The 11,005-nt window shown below is 67.6% G+C and carries 10 protein-coding genes and 2 pseudogenes; 2 read left to right on the forward strand and 10 right to left on the reverse strand.

What is annotated here, in order from left to right; genetic code table 11:
* A pseudogene (locus IG99_RS42470) lies at positions 1–171 on the reverse strand (IS630 family transposase); the annotation flags it as partial.
* Between the two features lie 173 nt (positions 172–344).
* Between IG99_RS42470 and IG99_RS49375 the strand changes: the two are divergent.
* Positions 345–515 carry a hypothetical protein gene (locus IG99_RS49375; protein WP_158973375.1) on the forward strand — a complete coding sequence of 57 codons (171 nt, stop codon included), beginning with the start codon at positions 345–347 and terminating at the stop codon, positions 513–515.
* Positions 516–601: 86 nt separating this feature from the next.
* Here IG99_RS49375 and IG99_RS42475 read toward each other — a convergent pair whose 3' ends face one another.
* On the reverse strand, positions 602–1,957 hold the full coding sequence (locus IG99_RS42475) for a class I SAM-dependent methyltransferase (RefSeq protein ID WP_037684251.1): 1,356 nt from the start codon (positions 1,955–1,957) through the stop codon (positions 602–604).
* 98 nt (positions 1,958–2,055) lie between these two features.
* Between IG99_RS42475 and IG99_RS51565 the strand changes: the two genes are divergently transcribed.
* A complete protein-coding gene (locus IG99_RS51565; RefSeq protein WP_267882613.1) occupies positions 2,056–2,190 on the forward strand; it encodes a hypothetical protein in 135 nt (44 codons plus the stop codon).
* A 3-nt stretch (positions 2,191–2,193) separates the two neighbouring features.
* Here the strand turns inward: IG99_RS51565 and IG99_RS42480 are convergent, their stop codons facing one another.
* The 8 genes and pseudogenes from IG99_RS42480 to IG99_RS42515 all read right to left on the reverse strand — a co-directional run.
* Positions 2,194–3,315: an SGNH/GDSL hydrolase family protein gene (locus IG99_RS42480; RefSeq protein WP_037684254.1), complete on the reverse strand. Its 1,122-nt coding sequence runs from the start codon at positions 3,313–3,315 to the stop codon at positions 2,194–2,196.
* A 913-nt stretch (positions 3,316–4,228) separates the two neighbouring features.
* A complete protein-coding gene (locus IG99_RS42485) occupies positions 4,229–5,119 on the reverse strand; it encodes a nuclear transport factor 2 family protein (protein WP_037684256.1) in 891 nt (296 codons plus the stop codon).
* A 9-nt stretch (positions 5,120–5,128) separates the two neighbouring features.
* Entirely contained in the window at positions 5,129–5,410 is a 282-nt protein-coding gene (locus tag IG99_RS42490) for a hypothetical protein (RefSeq protein WP_037684259.1), read from the reverse strand.
* 289 nt (positions 5,411–5,699) lie between these two features.
* Positions 5,700–6,602, reverse strand: a complete 903-nt coding sequence (locus IG99_RS42495) for a TIGR03619 family F420-dependent LLM class oxidoreductase (protein WP_037684261.1) — start codon at positions 6,600–6,602, stop codon at positions 5,700–5,702.
* Between the two features lie 81 nt (positions 6,603–6,683).
* The gene (locus IG99_RS42500; protein ID WP_037684262.1) at positions 6,684–6,965 is read right to left on the reverse strand and encodes an amidohydrolase family protein; all 282 of its coding nucleotides are present in this window, start codon (positions 6,963–6,965) and stop codon (positions 6,684–6,686) included.
* 647 nt (positions 6,966–7,612) lie between these two features.
* Positions 7,613–8,782, reverse strand: coding sequence for an ISAs1 family transposase (locus IG99_RS42505; protein WP_037684264.1), 1,170 nt, complete (start codon positions 8,780–8,782; stop codon positions 7,613–7,615).
* Between the two features lie 569 nt (positions 8,783–9,351).
* Positions 9,352–9,493: pseudogene (locus IG99_RS49945) on the reverse strand (IS21-like element helper ATPase IstB); the annotation flags it as partial.
* A 131-nt stretch (positions 9,494–9,624) separates the two neighbouring features.
* The coding region (locus IG99_RS42515) for an RICIN domain-containing protein (protein WP_037684266.1) at positions 9,625–11,005 on the reverse strand (1,381 nt) is incomplete at its 5' end.

Raw genomic sequence — 11,005 nt, forward strand, 5'->3', positions numbered from 1 at the left:
GACTTCCTTGTCGAGCTTGGTCAGGAACTTCTTGAACTCGACGGCCCGGTGGCGCCGGTGCAGGGAGCCGATCACCTTGCCGGTGGCGACTTCCAGGGCAGCGAACAAGGTGGTGGTGCCGGCGCGGACGTAGTCATGGCTGCGGCGTTCGGGAACGCCCAGAACCATCGGCCCGCCGTCGGTGGCGCGGCGCACCCGGTTCGAGCCCGGCACCCAGCTGTCCGGCTCGGACTCTGCGGTCTTGGCGAGGTAATCCCTGGCCAGGGACGAGGAACTGCGGGACGGTGTACGGCTGGTAGGCGAAGCCGAGCCCGAGCAGCCCGTCCTCCGGCAAGGACGTGCACGTGCCCGTCATGCAGGCCGAGCATCAGCATCCGGCCGCCGAGATCGACGAGCTCGGTCTGCTCGTCGACGTACCGGCGCGCGCGGCGTCGGTACCGACACAAACGATCCGGCCCGCGCGGATCGCGACGGTCTTCCGGATCCTGTCGCGGGCGTCCACGGTCCAGACATGACCGTTGAGCAGGACGGTGTCAGCAGGCAGCACGTCAGGCGGGCTGCGGCGTGTCCCACCCACCGACGGCACCGGACCGACGCCTCGTCAGGCGAGCGCCGAGGCCGAGGTCGAGGCCCCCAGGAAGTCCCTGCGCAACGGCATGCCGGACCGGCCGTCACCGCCGTTCCTGACCGCCAGCACCTGGTTGACGCCCATCGTGTTGGTCTCGAACCCAACCGCCGACGCCGCCATATACAGGCGCCACACCCGCGCCCGCCCGGGCGAGGTCAGCTTGACCGCCTCGTCCCAGTGCGCTTCGAGGTTGGCCACCCACTCACGTAGCGTGAGGGCATAGTGCTCGCGCAGGGACTCGACGTCGCGCACCTCGAAGCCCGCTTCCTCCAGCAGCGACACGGTGGAGCCTATGGGAGCCAGCTCGCCGTCGGGGAAGACGTACCGGTCGATGAAGGGGTCCATCCGGTACTCCCCTTCGTCCCGCACAGGACGCCGCGATATCTGGTGGTTGAGCAACCTCCCGCCGGGCTTCAGCAGTTGATGCAGGATGTCCGCGTACTCTCGGTACCGCTTCCCGCCCACGTGCTCGGCCATACCGATCGAGGAGATCGCGTCGAAGGGGGAGTCGTCGATCTGGCGATAGTCCTGCACCCTGATCTCCACCAGGTGCTCAAGCCCCGCCGCGGCAACACGCTCACGAGCCAGTGCCGCCTGCTCGTCCGAGATGGTGACCCCTACGACCTGTACGCCGTAGCGTTCGGCCGCGTGCATGGCCATCGAGCCCCAGCCGCAGCCCACGTCCAGCAGCCGCTGCCCCTCGCGCAGAGCGAGCTTGCGGCAGACCAGGTCCAGTTTGGCCTCCTGGGCCTGCTCCAGAGTGTTGTCGGAGCCGGAGGACGGGTCGCCCTGCCAGTAGGCACAGGAGTAGACGAGCGAAGGGCCCAGGACCAGGGCGTAGAAGTCGTTGCCCACGTCGTAGTGGTGGCTGATGGCCGCCTTGTCACGGCGCATGCTGTGCGCGGGACCGCGACGGCGCACCACCTCCTCGGCGGGCGGTGCCGGCGGGAGCCCGACCCCCGTGAGGCCGAGCGTCCGGCTCACGGTACGCAGGCTGCCGGGTTTGGTCAGCACGCTCAGCGCTCCCCGGAGCGCCGCCGTGCGGCTGCCGGACTCCTCCCGTTCCCACAGCAGCGTCGAGATGCGTTTCAGCAACTCGTACAGGTCGCCGTCGACTTCGAGGTCTCCGGCCACCCAGGCGCGGGCAAGCCCCAGCTCGCCGGGCCGCCACAGCAGACGCCGCAAAGCTTCGCGGTTGTGCAGGACGAAGGCCGGCCCGTCCTTGGGACCGGCCGTGCTGCCGTCCCAGAGGCGGATTCCCACGGGTAGGGGAAGACCCAGCGCCTGTTCACTGAAGCGGGCCAGAACTGCTGCGGCTGGTTCGGTCATGTGAAACCTCTCAGTTCAAAAACGCGGGCCTTCTCCACCGGCCCCACATCGGTCAGCAGTTGGTGGGCGTAGGAGCGGGGGATGGAGAACACTTTTGTGTGACCGTGCCCATCGCCCTGCTGTGCCTTGCGCAGCAGGGCGAGCCCGCCCTCCGGGCTGCCCGGTCGTCCGTAGCCGGGCAGCAGGCCGCCCGCGAGATCGCGGGCGGCCTGCTGCCGTCCGGGACTGACTGACTGTCAGCTCTCGTTGGTCGTACGGCGCCTGCGCGCGAAGTAGACCGCGGTGCTGCCGGCCGCCACGACGGCGAGACCGGCACCCGCGAGGACGGGGGTGCTGCTCGACGCGCCGGTTTCGGCGAGGTCTCCGTTCGTGGACGGCTGGTTTGCCCCCGTGTCGCTGCCGGTGCCGCTGCGCGTGCTGGTGCCGGGCTCGGGCGTGGCCGAGTCGTCAGGGGTGGGGGTGGGGGACGGGCTCGCACCGGGCTCGTCGGTGTCGGCGAGCTGCGCCGCGAAGGCGCCGGCGATCAGCTTGTGGCCGTCGGGGTTGGGGTGCGGGTCCTTCTTCGTGCACGCCCAGGTCAGCTGGCAGATCTTGGCCACGTTGGCCGGCACCTCACCCGCGCCGGGCACGTTGACCTGGGTGGTGAAGTCGTCCGAGGAGAAGGCCCCGGCCAGGTCCGCCACCTTGAAACCGGTGGTCTTGTACACCTGGGTGATGCCCGTGTTGGCGGCCCCGACCAGGGGTGCCGACTCCTTGGCGGCCTGCTGACCGGAGGGGCCGAGCAGCCAGGTCGCCAGGAACGGGTTGTAGTACGTCGAGCCCACGAACTGGGTGTCGTTCGTGCCCGCCTTGCGGAGCGTGCCCGCGATCTGGGCGATGTTCGTCGCCATGCTCTTGCTGGTGCTGTTGAGGCATGCCGCGTCGAGGGTGCCGGCCGGGCTGACGCATCCCTGGAGGATGTCGTTGGCACCCACGCTGAGAGTCACGTAAGCGACCTTGCCGTGGTGCTGGGCCATGGCCTGCAGGGCGGCGTCCAGTTGGGACTTGGCGTGCGGGTAGTCGCACTTTCCGCCCTTGATCAGGGACTCGGTGGTGTCACCGGTGCAGCCAAGGCGTATGTGCTTCAGCCCGGGGGTGCGCTGCTTGAGCTGCGCGTAGAGCTGGTCGGTGTAGGCGAGGTCGGTGTCCTTGTCGACCTCCGGCTGGTAGCCGGTGGCCAGGGAGTCGCCGAGCGAGATGTAGTACGTGGCGTCCTTGGCGCCGGTGTCCTCGGCGGCGGTGGCAAGTCCGGGCGTGCCCAGCACAATCGTCGTGGCTGCGATGGCAAGCCGGGGGCCGACACTCTGAAGGGGTCTCATCACTTGTGTGTGCGCTTTCCAGTTATTGGGGGGGTGCATGCCCGAAGGCGTGGCGCGAAGCGAGGCTGGGTGCGGCGGAACTCAGCCGATACGGTTTCCGGGCACCAGAAGAAGGCCTTGGTGAAGGCGCGGGGGGATTCATGCCTCCGTGAGCTGCGGGATCTGCCCGACTTCACATCGGAGGCATGGGCGTCAATTTAGCAAGATGGTTACCGACTTGGCTATGGCAGACGGACAAAGTGATGGTCGCTACGACGCGTGTAACCATCAAAAATGTCCGACCGAGCGGAAACTAGTCACCCGACTCGCCGGTAGCCACTCGTTGAGTGATCGACTAGGTGTCGAATGCTTCTCGCGGCAGCCCGTCCACCCGAAGGAAAACTGAGTCCAACTGCCGGGTGGGCTGGTGTTAAGCGCAGCATTCGGCCTCATTGTTCGACGGGTCGAATGCCGTCGATTACGGAATGAAGATGCCGGGATCGAAGTTTGTCGGTCGGCCGACCTGGCCGCGGAGAAAGCCGAAGCCGCATCGAAATCCAGCGTGTCGTCAACTGCCCTTCGGCCGGGTGCAGGGCTTCGGCGTTGTCGTGTGGGCCCGGTTCATGGCGGTCTGTCAGCTCGGTGGTACCCGGAACGAGGTAGACACGGGTTTCCAAGATCATGGAGTTCTCTACGCCCCGTGATCCGAGTGGAAGACCGTGCCTGTCGACGCATCATCGCTGATCCCGCGTGCCTTGACCAGCTCCGCAAGCATCCCGAGGTCGTCTCCGACGAGGTCCCGCGCCTGCTGCAGCGGCTGGCCGAGGTGCCCGACCCACGAGACCCGCGCGGTGTACGGCACGCCCTGGTTGCCGTGCTCGCGCTGACCGCGTGCGCGGTCCTTGCGGGGGCGAGGGCGAGGCTTGGTAAAGGGCTACTGCCCGTCGGCTACGACGTCCCAGTGCTCGATGATCTTTCCGTCGACGACGCGGAAGAGGTCCACGACGACGTAGTCGGAGCTGAAGACCCACACCAGGTCCCCGTCGGCGAGGGTGTTGCCGAACCGGGTCCCGCCGCCTCCGCTGCTGCTGGGAGGGGGGGCGTCCTGCGTGTTCTGCTGGAAGAACCGCTTCAGCGGGGCCGTTCCGTTCGGGGCGATCGGGTTGTGCTGGTAGTACCGAGAATCCCAGCTCGTGTCGATCACGGACGCGTCACCCTCGGAGAGCTTACGGTACGCGTCGACCGCGAACTTGCGGTTCTTTTCCTCCTGTTCCTCGGACAAGGTCGGTGCCCCGTTCGGGTACTTGTACACGTCGCTGAACAGCGAGTTCCCGCTGGCCGTCTTCTTCGGCACGGTCTGCGTGATGCCCCAGTGCTCGACCAGCTTGCCGTTGTCGACCCGGAAGAGGTCGGCCTTGGCCTGGCCGGTCGCCTCGTTCTTCGGGGTGGCCGACGCCTGCCAGTGCACGGCCACCAGGTCACCGTCGGCGGCCACGTGCTTGACGGTCGCCACCGCACCGGGAACCTTCGCCTTGGCGTCCTTGAACTGCTTGATCTGCCCCTCGGCCTCGCCGGGCACCGACTTGTCGTGCTGCACGTAGTCGGTCGCCACGAGCTCCTTCACGACGTCGGTCTTGTCCTTGTTGAATGCCTCCGAGTACAGGCGCAGAACGAGTTCCTTGTTCCGCTCCTCGGAGTCCGACGCCGAGCGGGCCGCGGCGGACGTTGTCGACGGGGCGGCCGGGTCGGTGCCGGACGTGCTGCTGCAGGCGGTCGCGAAGCAGGCCACCGCAGCGAGCCAGGGCAGAGTCTTCCGGTATCTCACTTGAATCTCCTATGTACGGTCAGTTCGGTGCTGGTGGGGGAGTTCCACCAGCGGGTGCCGGCGGCGCGGATCGTGGGGGTGCCGCAGCGCACCTCGCCGCCCGAAGACGTGGTGGGTACGCCAGTCGTCGCCGTAGCGCACCCGCCTGCCGGCCTTGGTGTACGCCCAGGTCACCGCCTCGGCGAGGATGTCCTTTGTCGCCGATGACCCTGCGCGCAGTTCGGCGGTCGCGGTCAGTGCGCACAGGATCTCCAGCGCTGCGTCGGGGCGGATGCCCGAGGTGCCGGACACCCGCCCTCGCCCGCGTCATGCGACTTACTGCGTGACCTTCTCGATGGTCACGTCGCCCACACCCAAGGTCATGCCGCATCCGCTAAGCGCGTACTGCGATCCCGGACGAGATCACGGCTGCGCAGCGGCCGGTCCGGCCCCGCGGTCATTCCCAGCGGTCGGCCCCGACGGTGGTAACCAGAGCCTGCCGGCCCCACTGTGGCGACTCGTGTTCCTGCGACACGCGGTGTGCGAATGACTGAGCACACGGGTCGGCGGGGCGCTCTCGCCCGGTCGGAATGGCCGGCGGTCAGCCCTTGCCTGCCAGTTCGATCAGCTCGGCGGCGAAGGCGATGGCTCCGTCGACGCTGTGGACGGCGTACATGGAGTCGATCATGAAGTGATCGATGCTGGTGCGCTCATGGACCGCCTTGAGAGCATCCGCGACCTGCTGTGAGGAGGTGTCCGGGTCGATGTTGACCCGCAGGACCGCGTCGATCGCGGACGGATCCCGGCCGGCCTCTCGGACCAGCCGGTCGATGACCGCCCGCTGGGCCACCAGACCGTCGATGTCCAGGTAACTCGGCACGACGCACAACGGCAACCAGCCGTCCCCGCGTTCGGCGACCCGCCGCAGTGCTCGCTCTGACAGTGCGCCCAGGTAGAACGGCGGTCGTGGGCGCCGTGCCGGCTTGAGCGGAGAGTGGTGCAAGGGAACCGAGATCGACTCACCCTGGTATGCGGCCGGGTCGGTGGTCCAGATGGCTTTCAGAGCGTCGAGCAGTTCGTTCATCCTGGCTCCACGGCGGGTGAAGTCCCCGCCCGCGGCTTCGTACTCCTCGGGCGACCAGCCGATGCCGAATCCAGGCAGCAGACGACCACCGCTTATCAGGTCGATGCTGGTCAGCGACCTGGCCAGTTGCACTGGCGGATACAGGGGGGCGATGAGTACGTGAGCTCCGAGGAGCACGCGCTCGGTGGCACTCGCGGCGATACCAAGGAGCACGAAGGGGTCGGCGGCCGGATTCAGTTCGGCCGGGATGGTGTTGCCTTGCCCGCCATAACCGACCTTCGGGTTGACAGCGGCGAGGTTGCGGTCGCCAACCCACAGACTGGCAGCCCCTGCATTCTCGACCTTCCGGGCGAACTCGGCGGTCCGGGCGATGCCAAATGCCTGCTTGTGGAACTGCGGGAGCGCGAAACCGATCTTCATGGCTGTTCTTTCTCAAGTGGAGGGAGGCGACTTCGCCAGAGCAAGGATGTGCGCCATCCGGGACGTGTCGGTCTGTGCGGGTCAGTGCCCTTGGCAGCAGGAACCACCCGATGTCCGGCCGGCACCCTGGGCGCCGATGCGCTGCGCCGCCTCGACGCGGGCCCGTCCTGTCGGGGAGTCCGCGTCGTGGACCACCCGTCCGGAGATCAGGGTGTACTGGACCTTGGTGGCGCGGATCTCCTTCACGGGCACCTTGGTGATGTCCCGGTCGAGGACGATCAGATCCGCCCGCTTGCCCGGACGGACGGTTCCCGAGTTCCCGTCGTGCAACTGGTGCGCCGCGCCCGCGGTGTGCAGTGCCACCCGCACCTCGACGACGACCTGGACACGACCGGTTCGTTGGCTACGAGAACACCGCTCGTAGCCACCGAACCGGGTCAGCTCTGCGTATCAGCCGATCGGAAAGCAGTGGACACGCAAGCAGGGATCCGACGCCGCCACGTTGACCGTCTCGGCTGGGGCAGCCAAAAGAACGGCACCGGCCGCGGCGGCGACCAGGAATGCGCTGACGATGCCGCGGAGAGCCCTCTTCTTCATTGCTCACCTTTCCTTCACAGATTGACCGGATTTACGGGCTTGGCGGACATGCTCAGTTTCCGCAGCACTGTTCGAGGCGTCAGGCAGGTGCCCACTCCCGACCCAGCGGCGGCACCCCGAATGTTGAGTGATTAACCTCTTAACCACAAGCTCGTACGGGACTGTTGAGGTGCTGATCCGCGCCGCCCGCAGAGTTCGGTGTCAGCAGGTCTGGCAGAGGTAGCCGTCCGCACCCTCGGAAACGGCATGGTGGTCGCGTCGGGCGATGTTCAGCGGGCCGCCCCGGCAGAACGCCTTCGACAAACACTTCGCCGTGTATTCACACGGCGAGCACATGGGATATCGGAGACGCTGCCCGCACAAGTCCTTACGCTCTCCCCAGGGTCTCTTGCATGATCGAGGTCTGTCCGGGTTCATCCGGTGATGCCGAGGGCGGCCAGGGGCCTTCGCCAGTCGCGAGCGGTGTGACGTAGGGCGGCGGCGATGTTGGTGTGGCCATCCTGACGGTGGACGCCGATGGCGAGGTTGCGCAGGCCGGCCATGATGCGCGGGAGATGCCCGGCATGGATCTTGGAGTCGTCCTCGCGGAACGTGCGGTCGCGGACGTGGTGCAGAAGATTTTCGATCTTCCAGTGGCCTCTGATCCAGTCGGCGAGCTGGGCGCCGGTAATGCCGCCGGGCGGCAGGCTGGTTATCAGGTGGACGCGCTCGATGGTGAGCTTGCCGCTGGTGAAGTCCTTCCTCCAGCGCACGACTTGCAGGGCCTGGCGTGCGTCGGGGTAGTCGAGGTGGGCGAAGGCGGCGGTCTTCAGCCGCCGGATCTCCAGGCGGTGGTGGGCGCGGGTGCGGTCGTAGTGGTCGAGCGTGATCTCGCGCCAGGGCAGACGGCGGACGCGGTCGAAGAGGCCGGGATGGTTGGCCTTGACCTGGGCGATGTAGTGGGCACCGCGCTCGCGCAGGTAGGTGTTGTGAGCGTGTTGGGTGTGCAGCGCGTCGGCGGTGATGACCGTGTCGGTCAGGTCGACGCTGTCCAGCAGGGGCCGGAAGGCGGGGATCTCGTTGCTCTTGTCGGCGACCTGGCGCTGGGCCAGGACGTGACCGGTGTGGTCCATCGCTGCGAGCAGGGTGACGTGCCCGGTGACGTGGGTGCGCGAGCCGCGCAGAGCCTTGCCGTCAACAGCGATCGCCCGCAGTCCGGGACCGGCCGGGGTGGCGCGGGCGGTGAGGAAGGCGCCGATCGCCCGGTCCAGGGCGTCGCCGTCGAGCTGGACGAGCAGACGGCGCAGGGTGTGGGGGTGCGGGACGGACACGGTGCCGGAGAGCGGGTCGGTGGGGAAGCCGAGAAGCCGGCAGGCCCACGCAGGGACGTCGTCGATCCATTCCGTGATCGCGGTGAGCGAGCGGGCACCGGCCAGGACGCTCGCCGCGGCCGCGGCCGCGGCGACCAGGGCGGACAGCCGGTAGCGGCGGCCACGGACGCCTCGCGGGTCGGGCACCAGGTCCAGGAAACCGGACAGTGCGACCGCGTCCGCCAGCGGGACCGGCGCGGCAGTCCGGCCCAGTTGGGCCAGCGCGGTGGGCATGGGAGAAGATGCAGGAGCAGGCACGGACTCGCCAGGTGTTCATGGGACTTCGACACTCACATGATCACTGAGACCGTGCCTGCACCGCGTCCGCCCCCTGCCCGAACCGGGGTGCCCCCTCCAAGGACGGGCCAGCACGGCACTCCGGACGAATCGTGATCATGCAACGGCTACGCTCTCCGGGACCTCAAAAAGGTCTACTGAGGCCGCCTCCAACTCCACGGCGGTGTCAGTCACTTGACGTCTCTCCCATGATCGTCGGATCCGCCGTCAGATTTACACTCCCGAATGACCAGCTCAGACTCACGCTTGGAAGGTAGGACAAGCTGAGTGAGCGCAGGGTCCAGGTGCTTGATGCGGTGGTGATCACGTGTGAACTGCTTGGGGCGGGTCCCACGTCACTCGCGGAGGCGAAGACCATCGTTTTGACGAGCCCGGGCAGAGGGCGTGAGCTGAGGGTTCACGAGCAGTTCATGGACCGTTTGGAGCAGGACGGTGCCCTCGGCCAGTGACAACCGGCTGGTCGGCGCCCCGCCACCCGTGAAGGGTGGCGGGTTGAAGGAAAGCCGTCAGACGGCCTTGGCTGGATGTTCGGCCCGGGCCCGGGTGGAGGCGGAGCCGGTAGGAGTGGGTGCCGTTCTCGATGATCGTGCTCTTGAAGGTCAGACGGTCCACGATGGCCGCGCAGAGGCGGGGGTCGGTGAACGTCTGAGCCTCCGCAGCGGATCCAGGAGCTGGTCAAGAAGGGGTGGTGGTGATCAGGTGCCCCGCGTCCGCAGACGACCGTCGCCGCTTCTCCTCAACAGCAGGCCGTTGAGGAGAAGCGGCGGCGGAGGGCGGGGTCAGGAGGGGATGATCTGCCATTGCTGCCGTGTCTGTGACGCGTACGGCTGCTGCTCGATGTTGGCTCCGTCGGCGGTGCTGCCCTCGTCGACGGCGAGGCAGAGCCCGCTGTAGCGGTTGATGAGGTAGTAGTAGCCGTCGCCGGTGGGTGTGACGGCCCAATGCTGCTGGGGGGCGCTGGCGTCCGACCAGATGCCGACGTTGCCGCCGTCGGCACGGGAGAGACCCGCGACCTCCAGGAGCTTGCCGCTGCCCACACCCTTGATCTTGTAGTAGCCGTCGCCGGTGTTGGTGAAGGTCCACTGCTGGTTGGCCTTGTTGAGCCATGGCCACTGCAGGACGTTGGTGCCGTTGGCGGTGCCCCCGCTCTGCACGTCGGCGGCCTTGCCGCTGTGCCGGGCGACCAGCCGGTAGACGGTGCCGTCGCCGGGCAGCGTGGTGGACACCAATGCCGGCTTGGCCGTCCGGCCGCCGATCCGGACACCGCCCACGTTGACGTAGCCGCCGGTGGCCGCGTTGACCTGGATCCGCACGAAGCCCACGTTGCGGGCGGGCCATTCGGTCACCTTGGTGGCGCGGTTACCGGCCCAGGTGCCGTTGGCGACCTGGGTGAAGTTCGTGCCGTCGGTGCTGGTGGAGACGGTGTACGAGGTGATGTCGCCGTCGGTCGAGTTGCTGCGGTTCCACTGCTTGGGCAGGTACTCCAGGGTGGAGACGTTGCTCCACACCCCGCCCAGATCGATCGTGATCGAGTGCGGCAGGGCCGTGGACAGCCCCCAGGTCGACCAGCAGGTTTCGTAGCGGACGTCGCTGAGTCCGTCGATGGCGTTGAGCGGGCCCTCGCCGGTGCGGAAGGCGGTGGCGTACGCGTTGACCGGTGTGACGGGGTGTTCGGCGCGCAGCAGTTGGGTGGGCAGCGGCGGCCGGGAGGTGTCGGGGCTCCATGCCGCGCCGACCTCGGCGAGGCGGTTGACGATGTTGGCGTCTAGCAGGCCGTTGCGGTTGGGCGGGCAGTTGAGGATGAACGAGGTGTACTTCGGCTCCAGGTCGGCCAGGTGCGAGAGGATCGCGTCCTTGCTCATGAGGCCCTCGGTCGGGGTGGAGGGGTGCCAGAACCAGCCGTTGCTGATGGTCTGCCCCTGCATTCCGGCGTAGGTGTTGCCTGCCGGCGCCGTGACACCCAGCGGCTCCTCGAAGAAGATCGCGTCGCTGAGGAAGGGCTCCGACAGCCCGCCGATGTCGATCATGACGCAGTCCGGCTGCAGTTGCTTCACCAGTGAGCGGATCCTCTGGTAGGAGACGGCCTGCTGTCCCATCTGCCATGCGTAGCCGTCGGTCATGAACATGTCGATGGTGCCGTAGTTGGTGAGCAGCTCGGTG

It is taken from the genome of Streptomyces griseus subsp. griseus, from assembly GCF_000720255.1.
Classification (GTDB): Bacteria; Actinomycetota; Actinomycetes; order Streptomycetales; family Streptomycetaceae; genus Streptomyces; species Streptomyces griseus_I.